Genomic DNA, 19,513 nt, shown 5'->3' on the forward strand with positions numbered 1-19,513 from the left:
TAGGGTTTGCTGATACACAATCCGAATACCCCCCTTTTAAATGGATAGTCAGGCTCTGACCGCAATACCCGACTTTGGTGCATTCACACACTATCAGTCCAACTGTAGACGCTCACTGGAACGATATTGCTCAATCGTCAAATATCGTTTCAATAAACACCTGCCTCCAGTCTCTTCCCGGACGCGGTCGGCGGCAAGGCACTTAGCCATCCTTTGCACAAATAAAAATGCCGACGACCCGCAGCACCGCCTCCACGGGCAACCCTGTTATTATCGCCGGCAGACTTCCACGCCTCTTTATTAAGCAGACCACGAGCGAATCCATGAGCACCGACAAGACCAACCAGTCCTGGGGCGGCCGCTTCAGTGAACCCGTCGACGCCTTCGTCGCCCGCTTCACCGCCTCCGTCACCTTCGACCAGCGCCTGTACCGCCACGACATCATGGGCTCCATCGCCCACGCGACGATGCTGGCCAAAGTCGGCGTACTGACCGACGCCGAACGCGACAGCATCATCGACGGCCTGACCACCATCCGCGGTGAGATCGAGGCCGGTACGTTCGACTGGCGCGTCGACCTGGAAGACGTGCACATGAATATCGAGGCCCGCCTCACCGACCGTATCGGTGTGACCGGCAAGAAGCTGCACACCGGTCGTAGCCGTAACGACCAGGTGGCCACGGATATCCGCCTGTGGCTGCGCGACGAAATCGATCTGATCCTGTCCGAAATCACTCGCCTGCAAAAAGGTCTGCTGGAGCAGGCCGAGCGCGAGTCGGACACCATCATGCCCGGCTTCACTCACCTGCAAACCGCCCAGCCTGTGACGTTCGGCCACCACCTGCTGGCCTGGTTCGAAATGCTCAGCCGCGACTACGAGCGCCTGGTGGATTGCCGCAAGCGCGCCAACCGCATGCCGTTGGGCAGCGCCGCGCTGGCCGGCACCACTTACCCGATCGACCGTGAGTACACCGCGCAATTGCTGGGCTTCGACGCCGTAGGGGGCAACTCCCTGGATGGCGTGTCGGACCGTGACTTCGCCATCGAATTCTGCGCCGCCGCCAGCATCGCCATGATGCACCTGTCACGTTTCTCCGAAGAGCTGGTGCTGTGGACCAGCGCGCAATTCCAGTTCATCGACCTGCCGGACCGTTTCTGCACCGGCAGTTCGATCATGCCGCAAAAGAAAAACCCCGACGTGCCAGAGCTGGTACGTGGCAAGAGCGGCCGTGTATTCGGCGCGCTGATGGGCTTGCTGACCCTGATGAAAGGCCAGCCGCTGGCCTATAACAAAGACAACCAGGAAGACAAGGAACCGCTGTTCGACGCCGCCGACACCCTGCGCGACTCGCTGCGTGCCTTTGCCGACATGATCCCGGCGATCAAGCCAAAACACGCGATCATGCGCGAAGCGGCCTTGCGTGGGTTCTCCACCGCGACTGACCTGGCGGACTACCTGGTGCGCCGTGGCCTGCCGTTCCGTGACTGCCACGAAATCGTCGGCCATGCCGTGAAATACGGCGTGGACACCGGCAAGGACCTGGCGGAAATGAGCCTGGAAGAACTGCGCACATTCAGCGACCAGATCGAGCAGGACGTGTTTGCCGTGCTGACCCTGGAAGGCTCGGTGAATGCCCGTAACCACGTCGGCGGCACAGCGCCGGCGCAGGTGAAGGCAGCTGTGTTGCGCGGCCAGGAATTGCTCGCCAGCCGCTAAAAGCATCGCAGGCAAGCCAGCTCCCACAGGAAATCGCATTCCAATGTGGGAGCCGGGCTTGCCCGCGATAGCGTCCTGCCAGACGCCAAAATCTATTTCTTGGCCGCGATCATCGCCATAAACGCCGGCATCGCCGCCTCTCTGTCCGCCGCCACTTTCTGAGCGTTGGGCATGGCGTGCAACCTTTCCAGCAACGCCTTGGCCGCCGGCATTTCAGCCAGCAGATCCAGGCCAAACAGCTTCTCGCCCACCGCGCAGGCGAGGTTCACGCTGTACATGAAATACAAATCGGCAATCGTAAAGCTCTCCCCCGCCACATACGGCGCGAACTTGCCGTGCCTGCCCAATGAACCAAAACCCAACAACAACTCCGCCTTGGACTTCTCCTTGATCGCCTCCGGCACCGGCATGCCGAAGAACGCTTCGGCAAAACACGCGCGGGCAGGCAGCTCGATGTACAGCTCGATTTCACGGCACAGCGCAAGCACCTGGGCGCGCTGGAATGGCTCGGCTGGCAACAGCGACGGACCTTCCTGGGTTTGCTCGATGTATTCGAGGATCACACTGGTTTCGTTGATAAACCCCTGCTTCACGCCCAGCGCCGGCACCTTGCCACGCGGGCTGATTTCCAAGGCTTGCGGGGTCTGGCCAGCGTAGAAAGGCACCTCTTCAAATAGCAGCCCTTTCTCCAGCAGCGCCAGTTTCACCATGTTGTAGTAGTTACTGACCGAAAATCCGTAAAGCTTGAGCATCGCAAAGCCTCCAGGCCGTGTGCGGGGTTGGCTGCAGGAGTTATAGAGCCTGGGGCGCGGCCTGACCAGCAGCATCACCTGCCTGAATGGGGGTAGACTGGCGCCCTTTCCTTGAGGAGCCTGCCATGAGCGAGCCGACCGATATCGACAACGACGAAGAAGAATTCACCGAAAGCACGCTGATTCAAGCCATCGAAAATCAGATCGAAAGCGACAACCCGCCTGCCGCCAAAGCTACCTTCAACAAGTTGACGTTGGTGGGTTATGAGCGTGAAGACATCCTGAATCTGATGGCACACGTGCTTGCTTTCGAGATTGACGCAATGCTGGAAGAAGACCGCGCCTTCAATACCGAGTGGTATGAAACCGCGCTGCGGGCGTTGCCTGAGTTGCCGCCGGAAAAGGAATAACCCCGGCACACCGCAACACGCTGGACAGTTCGGCAAAGTGCGTTCACCTTATGGTCTGCTAGCCTCTAATAAATTTTAGAAAGTCTGGAGTCCTTATGTCGTATACCCCTGAGTTGGTTGCCGAACTGGAAATCCTTGTACTCTTTCCCTTGGACAGCACCAAGGAAGGTCTGAAAGTCCACCAGACCGCCGCTGCCACTGCTATCGCCGCTGCCAAGCGACTCCATGCAAAAGGACTGATCGACCAGCCGGACGGAGGCTACCTCACCAGCCTTGGCCGGGACGCTGCGGAGCAGGCCCAAACCCTGCTTACCATTTTGACCACTGCCAACACCAAAGAAGCCGCCTGATACCGACTACCGCCCATGGAGTCCGCCCATTGCGGATTCCGAGGGCTTTGCTGTGAACGTGAGAAAATTCTGGCATCAAACGCTGCTTTCCCTCTAAAACTCCTACGCCACTGACTGTAAACTCCTACACGGCCGCCCACGTCGGGCTCTGCGAGCCACGAGTTCGACATGACCCGCACCCATGAAATCCGCCCGGACCTGGACGAAGGCATCGACCGCAAGGTGCTGGCCCAACTGCGCGCGCGCTTCATGGCCCTCAACGAAGGCCGCATGGCCCGTGCCGTTGAGGGACTGACGCCGCGCCAACAAAGCGTGTTGACCCTGCTGCCGCTGTTTTTCCACGTCAATCATCCGCTGTTGCCCGGCTATGTATCGGGCAGCACGCCGGCCGGGCTGTCGAACTTCGAACCTGACGCCCAGGCCCTGGCCGAAGCCCAACGCCTGACCCGCTCGTTCTCTTACAAGCCGCGGCCGGTCAATCAGCCCAAGCCGATCCATGGCCTGTTCCTGATGGGCAGCCTTGGCACCCTGGCCCAGGCGGATCAGAGCGACATGGACGTGTGGGTCTGCCACGCTCCCGACCTGAGCGAAAACGAGCAGGCCGAACTTCGCAAGAAATGCCAGATGCTGGAAGCCTGGGCCCTGACCATGGGCGCCGAGGCGCACTTCTTTCTGATCGAGCCGACGCGCTTTGTGCTCGGTGAACGCGACACCCAGCTGAGCTCCGACGACTGCGGCACCACCCAGCATTACCTGCTGCTGGACGAGTTTTACCGCACCGCCATCTGGCTGGCCGGGCGCACGCCGATCTGGTGGCTGGTGCCGGTATACGAAGAAACCCGTTACGCCGAATTCACCCATACGCTGCTTTCCAAGCGGTTTATTCGCGCCGATGAAACCCTCGACCTGGGCCACCTCGCGCATATTCCCCCCGGTGAATTCATTGGCGCGGGGCTGTGGCAACTGTTCAAAGGCATCGAGTCGCCTTACAAATCGGTGCTCAAGCTGCTGCTGACTGAGGTCTACGCGAGCGAGCACCCGAACGTGCACTGCCTGAGCCTGCGCTTCAAGCGCGCGGTGTTCGCCAACCAGATGGACCTGGATGAGCTGGACCCGTACATCGTGGTGTACCGCCGCATCGAGGAATACCTCCAGGCCCGCAACGAGCCGGAACGCCTGGAGCTGGTGCGCCGTGCGCTGTACCTGAAGGTCAATCGCAAACTCACCGCCGGCCAACGCAGCACCAGTTGGCAGCGACTGTTGCTGGAGCGCCTCGCCCACGAGTGGGGCTGGGACCAGCGTCAACTGGCCCTGCTGGACAGCCGCAGCCAATGGAAAGTGCGCCAGGTGGCGTCAGAGCGTCGTGCGCTGGTCAGCGAGCTGAACTACAGCTATCGCTTCCTGACCCAGTTTGCCCGTACCGAACAGACCGTCAGCCTGATCAACAAGCGCGATCTCAATGTGCTGGGCCGGCGCCTGTACGCCGCCTTCGAGCGCAAGGCCGGCAAGGTCGAGTTCATCAACCCCGGCATCGCCCCGGACCTGGCCGAAGACACCCTGACCCTGGTGCAGTCGCCCAACCGCAAGGAACCGGGCCAGCACCATTGGGGTCTGTACAACGGCAACCTCACCGCGCTGGAATGGGAGCACTTCGCGCCGATCAAGCGCAGCCGCGACCTGCTGGAGATGCTCACCTGGTGCCATCGCAATGGCGTGATCGACAGCAGCACGCGCCTGGCGCTGCACCCCGGCACCAGCGACATGACCGAATTCGAGCTGTTCAACCTGCTGGGCAGCCTGCAGCAGACCGTCGCCTTGCCCCTGACCAGCGTCGATGAAATCAGCCTGCTGCGCTCGGCGGTGCCCGAGGAGGTGTTGCTGCTGATCAACGTCGGCGTCGACCCGCTCAAGCATCACCGCGACCTGAATATCCTGATGACCACCGAGCGCACCGATTCCCTGAGCTATGCCGGGGTGCGCGATAACCTGGTGCTGACCCTGGACCAGGTCACGCTCAACAGCTGGAACGAGGTAATGGTCAGCCGTTACGACGGCCCGCACGCCTTGCTCGACTGCCTGCGCGACTACCTCAATCAACTGCCGCCGGACCACCTGCCACGGCTGCGGGTGCGCTGCTTCTGTCACAACCGTGCGCAATTCATTGCCCAGCGCGTGGAAGAAATCTTCGACACCGCGCAGAACCTGCTGCTGGGTCAGTCCAATCACCGGTACTTGCTGCAAGTCCAGCAGCACTACCACGTGATGGAGTTGACGCCGGGCCAGGCCACCCACGTGTCACTGGCAACCCAGGACGCGCTGATCGCCTACCTCAGTGAAGAGCTGGCCAGCTACAGCCCATTGCATCTGGATTCCATGGCGCTGGAAGACCACGACTTGGCGCTGCTGTTGCCCATGGGCATGGCCGATTGCGTGCAGGTGTTCTACCGGGTCAATGAAGGTTTCGCCGAGCTGTATGTGCTGGATGAGTTCAACGCACTGTGGCAACAGCGCCTGCCGTTTCATGATGAGCAGAGCCTGTTGGCGCCGTTGCAGCGCTTCCTGCAATCAATCATCTATCGTCGCGAGGCGTTGTCGCCGCTGGACACGCAACAGCCGCTGGGCGCGGCGCAGACCTTGTATTACCAATTATTGCCGTCAGGCAACGGCCGCGCACGCGGCATCGAGCCCCGCCCGACGCCGCACAACCCGACGAACAAACCGTTTTACGACGTGCAGGCGATTATCGGCAAGGCAGCACCCGGCCAAGTGGGCATCACGCTGTACTGTAATCAACGGGAGTTTTGCGAATTGGAGTTCGGCGACCAGCTATTTGCCGTGGTCGCCCAGGAGATCGTCGGGCAGCGCCGGGAAACCGAACGCTACCGCTGCTACATCACCGACCTTGATCTATCGGGCCTGCTCGGCGATGTGCAGAGCCCGAGCAACCTTTACCTGCGTTACAAGGCCGAGCTGGAGCTGTCGCTAAATGCGGCGCTGAGCCAGATTTAAAGCGGGAACGCTCCGCCATCCTTGGGTTGGCCTTCAACGCTGAGCAATTCAAGCTTCAGCGTCTTGCCGCCCGGTGCAGGCCAGTCGATGTGCTGGCCCACTTGCAGGCCGAGCAATGCGCTGCCCACTGGCGCCAGGACCGAGATTTTGCCTTCATCGGCATTGGCGTCTTTCGGGTAGACCAGGGTCAGGTGGTAGTCCTTGCCGCTGCCTTGCTCACGGCAATGCACGCTGGAGTTCATGGTCACGACACCCGCAGGCACTTCATCGTGACCGACCACGTCTTCGGCGCGGTCGAGTTCGGCTTGCAACGCTTCGACGCCGGGAGTTGCGTCGCCCAAGCGGTCGATCAATTGCTCCAGACGCTGCACGTCAAGACGGGTGAGGATGATGGACGGTGCGGTGGTCATGATTCAGGCAGACTCCTTTTTTCTGCACAAAAAAGCAAAACCCCGCCAAAAAAAGGCGGGGTTCTCACGGGCCTCGGTGAGTTGAGGCGTACCCGGACACTACCACAGCGTCACAAATAAACAAGACAGCCTCAGGCGTTCGCCCTGCGCTGCTCGGCCTCGGCACAGATCACCCGGCGCCGCGCATCGTCGGCGGAGCGCCATTCGCGGATGTCTTCGACGTGGCGAAAGCAGCCGAGGCAGACTTTTTGCTCGTCCAGGCGACACAAACTGATACAAGGTGACGGCACCGCAGGGCTCACATTGCTGAACAGCGGCTTGGGCGGGCGGACAGGTACAGGCTGGGTCACAGTCAAATCTCGTCGAAATCCAGCTCTTCGCCGGTATATCCCTGGACCAGGCGCGTGAGCATCTCGCCCAGCAGCTCTTCACTCTTGTCGCATTGCCATTTGCCGCTTTCTTCGTCGTAGTCGAAGTGAACGCCACCGGAACGCGCCGCCAACCACAACTGACGCAGCGGCTCCTGACGGCTGAAGATCAACTGTTGGCCGCTCTGGAACTTGACGGTCAGCACGCCGGCCGAGTTTTCCAGGTCCACGTCCAGGCCGCTGTCGTCGAAAATATCTTCCAGCGCCTGCTGGGTCGAATCCACCAGGTCGTGAAAACGGGCTTCGGTCAAACTCATTGTGGCAACCTCAAAAGTGTCTGGTTTTGCTCAAGCGCCGCACGATACGGGCGAGCTTCGCCGATTGCAAAGGATACCGATTTCGCTACCGATGACGGTACGAAATATCCTCTGCCAGCGTAGCCTGCTTCACCTTCGTGTCGGCAAACCCCCGCCGGACGGGTATTTCAGCGCATAGGCAAGCTGGCGGGTGGTCGGTATACTCGGGCGCAATTAATGCATATTCAAGGATTTCGCCATGAAGCGCCTGATCTCTTCCCTTGCTGCGCTCGTCGCGGTCGCTTGCCTCGTTAGTGCCTGTGGTCAAAAAGGCCCGCTGTACCTGCCCGATGACAGCAAAGACCCGAATGAACAGGCGCAATCGTCGCAAAAGCCATCCAAAGCGCATAAGCACGACACCTACGAATAAGGGAACTCCATGGACGCTTTTAACTACCGGGACGGCGAGCTGTTCGCGGAAGGCGTGGCGCTGTCCGCGATTGCCCAGCGCTTTGGCACCCCGACGTACGTGTACTCCCGCGCTCACATCGAAGCGCAATACCGCTCCTTCACCGACGCACTGGACGGCGTACCGCACCTGGTGTGCTACGCAGTCAAGGCCAACTCCAACCTGGGTGTACTGAATGTCCTGGCGCGTCTGGGCGCTGGTTTTGACATCGTGTCCCGTGGCGAGCTGGAGCGAGTACTGGCGGCTGGCGGTCAGGCTGACAAGATTGTGTTCTCCGGCGTCGGCAAGAGCCGCGAAGACATGCGCCGCGCCCTCGAAGTCGGTGTGCATTGCTTCAATATCGAATCCACCGACGAGCTGGAGCGCCTGCAAGTCGTAGCCGCCGAGATGGGCGTTCGTGCGCCGATCTCCCTGCGCGTCAACCCGGACGTCGATGCCGGCACCCACCCGTACATTTCCACCGGTCTCAAAGAGAACAAGTTCGGCATCGCCATTGCCGACGCCGAAGATGTGTACATCCGCGCCGCCCAACTGCCAAACCTGGAAGTGCTGGGTGTCGACTGCCATATCGGCTCGCAACTGACCAGCCTCCCGCCGTTCCTTGATGCCCTCGACCGCTTGCTGGCGTTGATCGACCGCCTCGGCGAGTGCGGCATCTACCTGCACCATATCGACCTCGGTGGTGGCGTCGGCGTGCGCTATCGCGATGAAGAGCCACCGCTGATCGCCGACTATATCCAGGCCGTGCGTAAGCGCATTGAAGGCCGCGACCTGACACTGATGTTCGAGCCCGGTCGCTATATCGTCGCCAACGCCGGCGTGCTGCTGACCCAGGTCGAGTACCTCAAGCACACCGAACACAAGGATTTCGCCATCGTCGACGCGGCGATGAACGACCTGATCCGCCCGGCGCTGTATCAGGCCTGGATGAATGTCACCGCAGTGACGCCTCGCGACAGCGAAGCCCGCGCCTATGACATCGTCGGCCCGATCTGCGAAACCGGTGACTTCCTGGCCAAGGATCGTCAGTTGGCCCTGGAAGAAGGCGATCTGCTGGCCGTGCATTCGGCCGGTGCCTACGGGTTTGTCATGAGTTCCAACTACAACACCCGCGGCCGTGCCGCCGAGGTGCTGGTGGACGGTGATCAAGCGTTTGAAGTGCGTCGCCGCGAGACGGTAGCCGAGTTGTATGCTGGCGAAAGCCTGCTGCCGGAGTAAGCCATGCTGCTGCGTTTTACCAAGATGCACGGGCTGGGCAATGATTTCATGGTCCTGGACCTGGTCAGCCAGCACGCGCACATCCTGCCCAAGCACGCTAAACAGTGGGGCGACCGGCATACCGGGATTGGTTTCGACCAATTGCTGCTTGTCGAAGCGCCGAGCAACCCGGAGGTGGATTTCCGCTATCGGATCTTCAACTCCGACGGCTCCGAAGTGGAGCAGTGTGGCAACGGTGCGCGCTGCTTCGCGCGTTTCGTGCTGGACAAGCGCCTGACTGCCAAGCGCCAGATCCGCGTCGAGACCAAGAGCGGCGTGATCGAACTGGATATCCGCAGCGACGGCCAGATCAGCGTCAACATGGGCGCGCCACGCCTGGTGCCGGCGGATATTCCGTTCCAGGCCACCGAGCAGGCCGTCAGCTACGCGCTGGATGTGGACGGCCAGTCGGTGGACATCGCCGCCGTGTCCATGGGCAACCCCCATGCCGTACTGCGGGTCAACGACATCAACAATGCCCCCGTGCATGAACTGGGGCCGAAGATCGAACACCACCCGCGCTTTCCGGCGCGGGTCAACGTGGGTTTCCTGCAGGTGATCGACCGTTCCCGCGCGCAATTGCGTGTATGGGAACGCGGCGCCGGCGAAACCCAGGCATGCGGCACCGGTGCTTGCGCCGCTGCCGTCGCCGCGATCAGCCAGGGGTGGATGGATTCGCCGCTGCTGATCGACCTGCCCGGTGGACGCCTGTCCATCGAATGGGCAGGCCCTGGCCACCCGGTGCTGATGACCGGGCCGGCCTCGCGTGTATACGAAGGACAGGTCCGTCTATGAGTGAGCCCAGCTAATGACCGATAAGCCTCAAGTACCCGCACCCGCAACCCCGAGCGAAAGTCTGGAGGCCGCTGCTGTCGCGGCGTACCTTGAGGCGAACCCGGATTTCTTCGTCGAGCACGAAGAACTGCTGCCGGCGTTGCGCATCCCCCACCAGCGTGGCGACACCGTGTCGCTGGTGGAACGACAGATGAAGATCCTGCGCGAGCGCAACATCGAGATGCGTCACAAGCTCTCGCACCTGATGGACGTCGCCCGCGACAACGACCGCCTGTTCGACAAGACCCGTCGCCTGATTCTTGCCCTGATGGACGCCACCAGCCTGGAAGAAACCGTGATCGCGGTAGAAGACAGCCTGCGCCAGGACTTCCAGGTGCCATTTGTCAGCCTGATCCTGTTCAGCGACAACCCGATGCCCGTGGGCCGTTGGGTCAGCGGCAGCGACGCGCAGACCGCGATTGGCGGCCTGTTGTCCGAGGGCAAGAGCATCAGCGGCACCCTGCGCGAGCACGAGCTGGACTTCCTGTTTGGCGCCGAACAGCGCAAGGAGATCGGTTCCACTGCAGTCGTCGCCCTCAGCCATCAAGGTTTGCATGGCGTGCTGGCCATCGCGAGCCGTGATCCTGCGCACTACAAAAGCTCGGTGGGCACGCTGTTCCTGACCTATATCGCCGAAGTGCTGGGCCGCGTTCTACCGCGCTTCACCACCGCCCTGCGCGCGGTGCGCTAGCCATGGAACGGCAACTGGACGCTTACTGCGCTCACCTGCGCAACGAGCGTCAGGTGTCGCCCCACACGCTGGAAGCCTACCGACGGGACTTGAACAAGGTCCTGGCCTACTGCGAAAAACAGCAGGTCACCAGTTGGAAGGCCCTGGATATCCAGAACCTGCGCAGCCTGATCGCACGCCTGCACCACGCCGGCCAGTCCTCGCGCAGCCTGGCGCGCCTGCTGTCGGCTGTACGCGGGCTCTATCACTACCTCAACCGCGAAGGCCTGTGCGATCACGACCCGGCCAACGGCCTGTCTGCGCCCAAGGGCGAACGGCGCCTGCCCAAGACCCTGGACACCGACCGCGCCCTGCAATTGCTCGACGGCGCCGTGGAAGACGACTTCCTCGCCCACCGCGACCAGGCGATCCTGGAGCTTTTCTATTCCTCGGGCCTGCGCCTGTCGGAACTGACCGGCCTGAACCTGGACCAGTTGGACCTGGCGGACGGACTGGTGCAAGTCCTCGGCAAGGGCAGCAAAACCCGCGTGCTGCCGGTGGGCAGAAAGGCCCGCGAAGCCCTGCAACTTTGGCTGCCGCTGCGGGCGCTGGCCAACCCGGCGGACGACGCCGTGTTTATCAGCCAGCAAGGCCGGCGCCTGGGGCCACGGGCGATTCAGGTGCGGGTCAAGGCCGCCGGCGAGCGCGAACTGGGGCAGAACCTGCACCCGCATATGCTGCGGCACTCCTTTGCCAGCCATATGCTGGAGTCATCCCAGGACCTGCGCGCCGTGCAGGAGCTGCTCGGCCACTCCGATATCAAGACCACGCAGATCTACACCCATCTGGACTTCCAACACCTGGCAACGGTGTACGACAGCGCCCATCCACGGGCCAAACGCATCAAGGGCGGCGACTCATGAGTATCAAGCTGATCACCTTCGACCTGGACGACACGCTCTGGGACAACGTACCCGTCATCATCAGCGCCGAAGCGTCGATGCGCGAATGGCTGGCCGTGCATGCCTCCAAGGTCGGTGATCTGCCGCTGGAGCATTTCGCCAGCCTGCGCCAACAGGTATTGCAACGTCATCCGGAGCTAAAGCACCGCATCAGCGTGTTGCGCCACCGGGTGCTGATGCACGCCTTCGAGGAGGCCGGATATCCACAGCCGCAAGCCACGGAGATGGCGGATGTGTGCTTCGAAGCGTTCATTCACGCCCGCCACCAGATCAGCGTGTTTCCGGAAGCCGAGCCGATGCTCAAGGCCCTGCGCCAGCACTTCCTGCTCGGCGTGATCACCAACGGCAATGCCGATGTGCAGCGCGTTGGCCTGGCGGATTATTTCCATTTCGCCCTGCGCGCTGAAGATATCGGGATTGCCAAACCGGATGCGCGATTGTTTCAAGAGGCGTTGCAGCGTGGTGGCGTGGACGCCAGTGCGGCGGTGCATGTTGGCGACCATCCGGGCGATGACATCGCCGGGGCGCAGCAGGCTGGGTTGCGGGCGGTGTGGTTCAACCCGACAGGCAAGGTGTGGGAAGGCGATAAGCACCCGGATGCGCAGATTCGCAGCCTGACCGAATTGCCAGCACTGCTACGCAGCTGGCAATAACACTGGAGATCCAAATGTGGGAGGGGGCAAAACCCCTCCCACATTTGGATGATCACAAAGCTCACAGGCATGAAAAAGCCCGCAGCGACGGCGGGCTTTTTCTTACAAGCAGGTGACTGACCTCAGATAGGTCGGCTGCCGTACTTGTTATCCGGCTTCTTGGGTGGGTCTGCCACCACGTTAGCCTCGACTTCCTGCACTCTGCCGCCTTTAGCGAGGAATTCTTCCATCGCACGGGCCAGGGCATCGCGCTCTTTGTTCTTGGCCTCAACGCTCGGCAATTCATCTACCGAAACAGCTGCCTTGGCTTTGCCTTTGGCCGCCGGGGCAGGTGCATCATCGCCACCGTCGTCGTCCGCAACGTCTTCCGCTGCAGCTTCAAGACCTTCTTCGGTGTCGTCTTCGTCACCTACTTCGAGTTCGTCGTTTTCCAGATCATCGTCGCTCATGTTCTACCTCATGACTTGCGAAAAGCAGATTAGTTATAGCCCAGCTTCGCCCTCTGTCGAGGTCGCCGGAGAAAAATCAACATCCACTGGATAACCAGTGGCTTATGCCCCATCACCGTGCAAGGTGGCGAGGACTTTACGAGCACCGCCATGATCACGGTGCTCGCCCAGATAAACACCTTGCCAGGTCCCCATCGCCAAGCGGCCGGCATTGACCGGCAAACTCAGCTGGCAGCCCAGGAGACTGGCCTTGAAGTGCGCCGGCAGGTCATCCGGACCTTCGTCGTTGTGTTCGAACCCGGCACGGCCTTGCGGCACCAGCGCGTTGAAAAAACGTTCGAAGTCACGGCGAACCGCCGGGTCGGCATTCTCGTTGACGGTCAACGAGGCCGAGGTGTGCTGCAACCACAGGTGCAACAGGCCCACACGACACGCCTTCAATTCAGGCAAGCCGGCGAGCAACTCATCGGTCACCAGGTGAAAGCCCCGGGGCTTGGCCCGCAGGGTAATCAGGGTCTGTTGCCACATACAGTTCTCCGCCCATCGGCGCGCATTCTAGCGCGCTCAGGGAAAAAACAAAGTGTCGAATACGCCTACATGCCTGTAAGACATTCGCACGGTGAAAAGTGCCGTGCGCGCCCGATCACAAAGTCAGCGCAAAAAACCGCACAGCCTCTTACGACTGACAAACGCCAGGCAAAAAAATGCCCGGCAAGCCGGGCATCTTTTTAACGCGTACTTACAAGTTGTAGCCGCGTTCGTTGTGTTGCGCCAGGTCGAGGCCGACAGCCTCTTCCTCTTCGGTAACACGCAGGCCCATGACCATGTCGAGTACCTTGAGGATGACGTAGGTGACGATAGCCGTGTAGATCACGGTGAAGCCGACACCTTTGCACTGGATCCAGACTTGAGCCGCGATGTCAGTCACGGTGCCGAAGCCGCCCAATGCAGGGGCTGCGAACACACCGGTGAGGATCGCACCGACGATACCGCCGATACCGTGCACGCCGAATGCGTCCAGAGAGTCATCGTAGCCGAGCTTGCGCTTGAGGCTGGTCGCGCAGAAGAAGCAGACCACGCCCGCCACCAGGCCGATCACCAGGGCGCCCATTGGGCCAACGGTGCCAGCGGCCGGTGTAACGGCCACCAAGCCAGCCACCACGCCCGAGGCAATGCCCAGTGCGCTTGGCTTACCGTGAGTGATCCACTCGGCGAACATCCAGCCCAGCGCCGCAGCAGCGGTAGCGATCTGAGTCACCAGCATCGCCATGCCGGCGGTGCCGTTGGCGGCAGCAGCAGAACCGGCGTTGAAGCCGAACCAGCCGATCCACAGCATTGCCGCGCCCACCAGGGTGTAACCCAGGTTGTGCGGTGCCATTGGGGTGGTCGGGAAGCCTTTACGCTTGCCGAGCACGATGCACGCCACCAGACCAGCCACACCAGCGTTGATGTGCACCACGGTGCCGCCGGCGAAGTCCAGCACGCCCCAGTCCCACATCAGGCCGCCGTTGCCGCTCCAGACCATGTGCGCGATGGGCGCATAGACCAGGGTGAACCAGATGCCCATGAAGATCAGCATCGCGGAGAACTTCATGCGCTCAGCAAAGGCACCCACGATCAGCGCCGGGGTGATGATGGCGAAGGTCATCTGGAAGGTGATGAACACCGCTTCCGGGAACAACGCCGCAGGCCCGGTGATGCTGGCCGGGGTCACGCCCGCCAGGAACGCCTTGCCCATGCCGCCGAAGAAGGAATTGAAATTGACTACACCCTGTTCCATACCGGTGGTATCGAACGCAATGCTGTAGCCGTAGACGACCCACAGGATGCTGATCAGGCCAGTGATAGCGAAGCACTGCATCATCACCGACAGAATATTTTTGGAGCGGACCATGCCGCCGTAGAACAGCGCCAGGCCGGGGATGGTCATGAACAGCACCAGTGCGGTGGCGGTCAGCATCCAGGCGGTGTCGCCGGAGTTGAGGACTGGAGCAGCCACTTCGTCTGCCGCCATGGCCAGGCTTGGCATTACGATGGACAACAGGGCTCCGAGCCCTGCGAATTTACGCAGAGTCATATTGTTTTCTCCTGGGGCGTTGGGGTTTGGCGGCTTAGATTGCGTCGGTATCGGTTTCGCCGGTACGGATGCGAATAGCCTGTTCCAGATTGACCACGAAGATCTTGCCGTCACCAATCTTGCCGGTGTTGGCGGCCTTGGTTATCGCCTCGATAACCCGGTCAAGATCCTTGTCGTCAATGGCGACATCAATCTTCACCTTCGGCAGGAAATCGACTACGTATTCCGCGCCGCGATACAGCTCGGTGTGACCCTTCTGCCGACCGAAGCCCTTGACCTCAGTAACGGTAATGCCCTGCACGCCGATCTCGGACAACGACTCGCGTACATCGTCCAACTTGAACGGCTTGATGATGGCAGTGACTAGCTTCATGAAAACTCTCTCCCGAATTGGTGGACTTGCCCCAGGAAAACAAACCCGTCTCAAGTCTAAGCGCAGTGCCTGGCTTTGTAACGCATCGTCGCAAGGGCAGTTGCCATTGGGACGCCAGCGAACCACTGGTGACGAAACCTGTACCCCTGATCCGTCGGCGCACTGCATTCGTCACAGCGACTGCATCAGTGCATGGGTCATGATCGTCTAAGCAGAAACCTTGCCATCTCCGTAAAAATCACTGAAATCAGTCCCTTGCCCGCTTAACCCCACCCACGGGGCTACTTGGCGGCTGCAATGCGCACGAAAACAGTGCGACGCCGCCCGGCCCGATGCGCGAAAAGCGTGCGCCGCAGGCCGTGAAAAAGACTATAGACGCTGCGTGATACACTGCCCGCCAACAGTTTTCCGGAATATTTCCCATGCTCGCGCCCAAAGACCTCCTCGACGCCCTGAGCGGCCACGCCTCTCGCCTGTTCAGCGGCGAAACCCCGCTGCCCCGCAATGAAATCGAAAGTCAGTTCAAGGCTTTGCTGCAAAGTGGTTTCAGCAAGCTTGATCTGGTCAGCCGGGAAGAATTTGACAGCCAGATGGTGGTGCTCGCCCGCACCCGTGCGCGACTGGAGAGTCTGGAGGCCAAAGTCACAGAGCTGGAAGCGCGGTTGACACCTGCGGCTGAATAAATGCGATCAGTGTGGGATGGGGCCAGTCCTCTCCCACCTTTGCTCTGGATACGTTCTGTAAAACCTCCCCGCCTCGCCCTTCTCCACCTCGTCTACCCTTGAAAAACCGCAGGAAGCGGCCTCCCATTTCAAGGAACGAGCATGTCCCTCGCCATCGTCCACAGCCGCGCCCAGGTCGGCGTAGAAGCCCCCGCCGTCACCGTCGAGGTGCACATGGCCAATGGTTTGCCGTCCTTGACCCTGGTGGGTTTACCCGAAACCGCCGTCAAGGAAAGCAAGGACCGCGTTCGCAGCGCCATTCTCAACTGCGCCCTGCAATCCCCCTCGCGCCGTATCACCCTCAACCTCGCGCCCGCCGACCTGCCCAAGGACGGCGGGCGTTTTGATTTGGCGATTGCATTGGGGATCCTCGCCGCCAGTGTGCAAGTGCCGGCGTTGATGCTCGATGACGTTGAATGCCTGGGTGAGTTGGCGTTGTCCGGTGAAGTGCGCGCAGTCAAAGGTGTGTTGCCAGCGGCTTTAGCGGCGCGCAAGGCCGGGCGCACGGTGATAGTGCCGCGGGCGAACGCGGAGGAAGCATGCCTGGCGTCGGGTTTGAAAGTGATTGCAGTGGATCACCTCCTGCAGGTGGTAGCGCACCTCAATGGGCATGTGCCGATTGAGCCCTACAAGTCCGATGGCTTGCAGTACCTGAACAAGCCGTACCCTGATTTGAGCGAAGTGCAGGGTCAGCTGGCCGCCAAGCGGGCATTGCTGATTGCCGCAGCGGGCGCACATAACCTGCTGTTCAGTGGGCCACCGGGTACCGGCAAGACCTTGCTCGCCAGCCGCCTGCCCGGTTTGCTGCCACCGCTGAGCGAACAGGAGGCCCTCGAAGTGGCGGCCATTCAGTCGGTGGTCAGTCTCGCCCCACTGAGCCACTGGCCGCACCGGCCGTTCCGCCAGCCGCACCACTCGGCGTCAGGGCCGGCATTGGTGGGCGGTGGGTCGAAACCGCAGCCAGGGGAAATCACCCTGGCGCACCATGGCGTGCTCTTCCTGGACGAATTGCCGGAGTTTGATCGCAAGGTGCTGGAAGTTCTGCGCGAGCCATTGGAGTCGGGCCATATCGTGATTTCCCGCGCCCGCGACCGCGTGAGTTTCCCGGCGCGCTTTCAGCTGGTAGCGGCGATGAACCCCTGCCCATGCGGCTACATGGGTGAGCCCACTGGGCGTTGTCGCTGCACGCCGGAACAGATCCAGCGGTATCGCAACAAGCTGTCTGGCCCCTTGCTGGATCGGATCGACCTGCACCTTACCGTGGCGCGTGAAACCACTGCGCTCAATCCCACCCAGCAGGCTGGAGAGACCACGGCAACGGCCTCAGCCCTGGTGGCCGATGCGCGGGAGCGTCAGCAACAGCGCCAGGGCTGCGCCAACGCCTTTCTTGATCTGCCGAGGCTGCGTGAGCACTGTCAGTTGGCGAAAGCCGATGAAAGCTGGCTGGAGAGCGCCTGCGAGCGGCTGACTTTGTCGCTGCGGGCGGCTCATCGGTTGCTCAAAGTAGCGCGCACCCTGGCGGATCTGGATCAAGTGGACAATATCAGCCGGGACCATCTGAAGGAGGCGCTGCAATACCGCCCGGCTGCGATCAATTGAGCCTGGCGCCTCCCACATTTTTGTACCGCAATGGCTTCAGCGAAAGCGATCCACTTCATGCCGCAAGCCAGCCGCCAACGTCTCCAGTTCCTTGGCTGTAATCGCCAGGTTCGACACCACTTCCCGCTGCTCGCTGTTGGCCAGCGCGATGCTCTGCAAGTTGCTGCTGAGCAACGTCGCGGTGCTGCTTTGCTCTTGCGTTGCCGTGGTAATCGCCGCGAACTGCTGACCGGCCGAACGGCTCTGCTCGTCGATACGCGCCAGGGCCGAGGCCACGTCGGCGTTGCGCGACAGGCCTTCCTGCATCAGCGTGTTGCCGTGCTCCATTGTGCTGATGGCGTTACCGGTCTCCCGCTGGATGCTCTGGATCATCCCGGAAATTTCATCGGTGGCTTCGCGGGTACGCGAGGCCAGGTTACGTACTTCGTCAGCCACCACGGCAAACCCACGACCTTGCTCACCGGCGCGAGCCGCCTCGATGGCGGCGTTGAGCGCCAGCAGGTTGGTCTGCTCGGCGATGGAGGTGATCACACCGACGATGCCGCCGATTTCCTGGGAGCGCTGGCCGAGGGTATTGATCACCGTGGCCGTGCTGTTCAGCGCGGTCGCGATATGCTCCAGCGACGACGACGCCTCTTGCATCGAGGTGCGGCCGATACGGGTTTGCTGGGCATTCTCTTGGGCCAGACGCTCGGTGTTGCCCATGTTGTCGGCGATATTCAGCGACGTTGCACTGAACTCTTCCACCGCGCCAGCCATGCTGGTGATTTCGCCGGACTGCTGCTCCATGCCGTCATAAGCCCCGCCGGACAACCCGGACAGCGCCTGGGCACGGCTGTTGACCTCTTCGGCCGCCTTGCGGATGTGGGAAACCATGGTCGACAGCGCTTCACCCATCTGATTGAAGCTGCGGGCCAGTTGGCCGATTTCATCATGGCTGGACACGTTGAGACGCGCACTCAAGTCGCCCGCGCCCAAGGCTTCGGCCTGGCGCACCAGGTCGCTCAAGGGTTGCAGTTTGCTGCGCAGCAGCCACACCGTAGCGCCTACCGCCAGCAGCATCGCCAGCACGCTGCCGATCACCAGGCGAATGCCTACTGCCCAGGTCACCGCGCGGATTTCAGCCTTCGGCATGCTCGCGACCACGGCCCATGGGCCGCCATCGAAGGGCACCGAAACGCTGTAGAAGTCTTCGTTCTTGTCGCTCCAGAAGCGGCCTTTGCCTGGGGTCTTGGCCAAGTCCAACATCACAGGAACCGCTTGATCCAACGCCTGCACACCGGCTGGCGGCACCAGCCAGCGCTTCTGCTCGTCGAGCAACGCCAGGGAACCGGTATGGCCGATGCGGAAGCGCTTGAGGTTCTCGAACTGCGCGGCCTGGGCGTCGGTGTAGTCAAAACCGATGAACAGCACGGCGATCACTTTGCCGCTGGTGTCGCGCACGGGGCTGTACTGAGTCATGTAGGAGCGGTCGAACAACACCGCGCGGCCGATATACGCCTGGCCACCGAGCACACGCTGGTAAGCCGGGCCCTGGCGGTCAAGCACAGTGCCAATGGCGCGGCTGCCGTCCTGCTTGGTCAGGGAGGTGCTGACGCGGACAAAGTCGTCGCCGCTGCGCACGAACACGGTGGCCACGCCGCCGGACATCTGCTTGAACTCATCCACTTCACTGAAGTTGTTGTTGAGCACTTCGCTGCCCAGCAACAAGCTCGGCGTCTGGACCCCGGCCACCGCGACCATCTGGTCTGCCTGCACCCGCAACCCGGCGCTGAAGCGCTTCTCAAACAGTCCGGTCAGACGCTGGGTGCTCTCGCGCAACGTGCTGTGGAACGTATTGAGTTGGTCGGCGAGCAATCGCGCTTCGCTGGCCAGGTGCTCCTCGCGGGTATCGAGGTTGGCGGAATCAAGGGAACGCAAGGCGAAAACGGTACTGCCGCCGATGGCGACAGCCAGAATCACGGCTAATGCGAGGCCTAACTGCGAGGCGATCCGGGCGCGGGGTTGAGACATGACAGCTCCTGGCCGAGGCCAGGATCATCCTGATCTCATAGCGCTGCTCGGCAAATTATCTGGTGGGAAACGTTGGAGCACGATGGTTCCAACACACCTACTTCGGCTGCGCCTGGCAATAC

General features: G+C 61.4%; 21 protein-coding genes. 12 read left to right on the plus strand and 9 right to left on the minus strand.

Going from position 1 to position 19,513, the window contains the following annotated elements; all coding sequences use genetic code 11:
• The first annotated feature begins 323 nt into the window (after positions 1-323).
• Positions 324-1,718: an argininosuccinate lyase gene (gene argH, locus EJD88_RS24525; RefSeq protein WP_112192741.1), complete on the plus strand. Its 1,395-nt coding sequence runs from the start codon at positions 324-326 to the stop codon at positions 1,716-1,718.
• A gap of 92 nt (positions 1,719-1,810) precedes the next feature.
• On the opposite strand, the gene EJD88_RS24530 is transcribed toward argH, so the two are convergent.
• Entirely contained in the window at positions 1,811-2,470 is a 660-nt protein-coding gene (locus tag EJD88_RS24530) for a glutathione S-transferase family protein (RefSeq protein ID WP_158879221.1), read from the minus strand.
• A gap of 125 nt (positions 2,471-2,595) precedes the next feature.
• Here EJD88_RS24530 and EJD88_RS24535 point away from each other — a divergent pair, with 125 nt between their 5' ends.
• From EJD88_RS24535 to EJD88_RS24545, 3 genes are all read left to right on the plus strand, one after another.
• Complete coding sequence (locus EJD88_RS24535) at positions 2,596-2,880, plus strand: hypothetical protein (protein WP_158879222.1); 285 nt, start codon at positions 2,596-2,598, stop codon at positions 2,878-2,880.
• Positions 2,881-2,975: 95 nt separating this feature from the next.
• A complete protein-coding gene (locus tag EJD88_RS24540; protein ID WP_099585979.1) occupies positions 2,976-3,230 on the plus strand; it encodes a TIGR02647 family protein in 255 nt (84 codons plus the stop codon).
• 168 nt (positions 3,231-3,398) lie between these two features.
• The gene (locus tag EJD88_RS24545) at positions 3,399-6,239 is read left to right on the plus strand and encodes a class I adenylate cyclase (RefSeq protein ID WP_099585980.1); all 2,841 of its coding nucleotides are present in this window, start codon (positions 3,399-3,401) and stop codon (positions 6,237-6,239) included.
• On the opposite strand, the gene rnk is transcribed toward EJD88_RS24545, so the two are convergent.
• From rnk to cyaY, 3 genes are all read right to left on the minus strand, one after another.
• On the minus strand, positions 6,236-6,649 hold the full coding sequence (gene rnk, locus EJD88_RS24550; protein ID WP_099585981.1) for a nucleoside diphosphate kinase regulator: 414 nt from the start codon (positions 6,647-6,649) through the stop codon (positions 6,236-6,238). The genes EJD88_RS24545 and rnk overlap by 4 nt on opposite strands.
• 131 nt (positions 6,650-6,780) lie before the next feature.
• Positions 6,781-6,999, minus strand: coding sequence for a DUF1289 domain-containing protein (locus tag EJD88_RS24555; RefSeq protein WP_158879223.1), 219 nt, complete (start codon positions 6,997-6,999; stop codon positions 6,781-6,783).
• A 2-nt stretch (positions 7,000-7,001) separates the two neighbouring features.
• A complete protein-coding gene (gene cyaY / locus EJD88_RS24560) occupies positions 7,002-7,334 on the minus strand; it encodes an iron donor protein CyaY (protein ID WP_158879224.1) in 333 nt (110 codons plus the stop codon).
• Between the two features lie 238 nt (positions 7,335-7,572).
• On the opposite strand from cyaY, the gene EJD88_RS24565 reads away from it, so the two are divergent.
• Genes EJD88_RS24565 through EJD88_RS24590 form a run of 6 tightly spaced genes read left to right on the plus strand, consistent with a single transcriptional unit; the run spans position 7,573 to position 12,158 of the window.
• Complete coding sequence (locus EJD88_RS24565) at positions 7,573-7,743, plus strand: lipoprotein (RefSeq protein ID WP_010207449.1); 171 nt, start codon at positions 7,573-7,575, stop codon at positions 7,741-7,743.
• A 9-nt stretch (positions 7,744-7,752) separates the two neighbouring features.
• On the plus strand, positions 7,753-9,000 hold the full coding sequence (gene lysA / locus EJD88_RS24570) for a diaminopimelate decarboxylase (RefSeq protein ID WP_158879225.1): 1,248 nt from the start codon (positions 7,753-7,755) through the stop codon (positions 8,998-9,000).
• A 3-nt stretch (positions 9,001-9,003) separates the two neighbouring features.
• Positions 9,004-9,834, plus strand: coding sequence for a diaminopimelate epimerase (gene dapF, locus EJD88_RS24575; RefSeq protein ID WP_158879226.1), 831 nt, complete (start codon positions 9,004-9,006; stop codon positions 9,832-9,834).
• 13 nt (positions 9,835-9,847) lie between these two features.
• Positions 9,848-10,564 carry a DUF484 family protein gene (locus EJD88_RS24580; protein WP_099585985.1) on the plus strand — a complete coding sequence of 239 codons (717 nt, stop codon included), beginning with the start codon at positions 9,848-9,850 and terminating at the stop codon, positions 10,562-10,564.
• Between the two features lie 2 nt (positions 10,565-10,566).
• The gene (xerC, locus tag EJD88_RS24585; RefSeq protein WP_099585986.1) at positions 10,567-11,466 is read left to right on the plus strand and encodes a tyrosine recombinase XerC; all 900 of its coding nucleotides are present in this window, start codon (positions 10,567-10,569) and stop codon (positions 11,464-11,466) included.
• Positions 11,463-12,158, plus strand: a complete 696-nt coding sequence (locus EJD88_RS24590; protein ID WP_122305523.1) for an HAD family hydrolase — start codon at positions 11,463-11,465, stop codon at positions 12,156-12,158. The genes xerC and EJD88_RS24590 overlap by 4 nt, the downstream gene beginning before the upstream one ends.
• A 122-nt stretch (positions 12,159-12,280) precedes the next feature.
• Here EJD88_RS24590 and sutA read toward each other — a convergent pair whose 3' ends face one another.
• From sutA to glnK, 4 genes are all read right to left on the minus strand, one after another.
• Complete coding sequence (sutA, locus tag EJD88_RS24595; protein WP_032884367.1) at positions 12,281-12,607, minus strand: transcriptional regulator SutA; 327 nt, start codon at positions 12,605-12,607, stop codon at positions 12,281-12,283.
• Positions 12,608-12,709: 102 nt separating this feature from the next.
• Complete coding sequence (locus EJD88_RS24600; protein WP_112192746.1) at positions 12,710-13,135, minus strand: secondary thiamine-phosphate synthase enzyme YjbQ; 426 nt, start codon at positions 13,133-13,135, stop codon at positions 12,710-12,712.
• A gap of 211 nt (positions 13,136-13,346) precedes the next feature.
• A complete protein-coding gene (locus EJD88_RS24605) occupies positions 13,347-14,684 on the minus strand; it encodes an ammonium transporter (protein ID WP_112192747.1) in 1,338 nt (445 codons plus the stop codon).
• Between the two features lie 34 nt (positions 14,685-14,718).
• Positions 14,719-15,057: a P-II family nitrogen regulator gene (gene glnK / locus EJD88_RS24610; protein WP_002555808.1), complete on the minus strand. Its 339-nt coding sequence runs from the start codon at positions 15,055-15,057 to the stop codon at positions 14,719-14,721.
• A gap of 422 nt (positions 15,058-15,479) precedes the next feature.
• Between glnK and EJD88_RS24615 the strand changes: the two genes are divergently transcribed.
• Entirely contained in the window at positions 15,480-15,740 is a 261-nt protein-coding gene (locus tag EJD88_RS24615) for an accessory factor UbiK family protein (RefSeq protein WP_158879227.1), read from the plus strand.
• Positions 15,741-15,881: 141 nt separating this feature from the next.
• Complete coding sequence (locus EJD88_RS24620; protein ID WP_158879228.1) at positions 15,882-17,378, plus strand: YifB family Mg chelatase-like AAA ATPase; 1,497 nt, start codon at positions 15,882-15,884, stop codon at positions 17,376-17,378.
• A 36-nt stretch (positions 17,379-17,414) separates the two neighbouring features.
• Here EJD88_RS24620 and EJD88_RS24625 read toward each other — a convergent pair whose 3' ends face one another.
• Entirely contained in the window at positions 17,415-19,391 is a 1,977-nt protein-coding gene (locus EJD88_RS24625; protein WP_158879229.1) for a methyl-accepting chemotaxis protein, read from the minus strand.
• Positions 19,392-19,513: the final 122 nt, after the last annotated feature.

Source organism: Pseudomonas sp. PB105, assembly GCF_009764655.1.
Lineage (GTDB): Bacteria > Pseudomonadota > Gammaproteobacteria > Pseudomonadales > Pseudomonadaceae > Aquipseudomonas > Aquipseudomonas cyclaminis.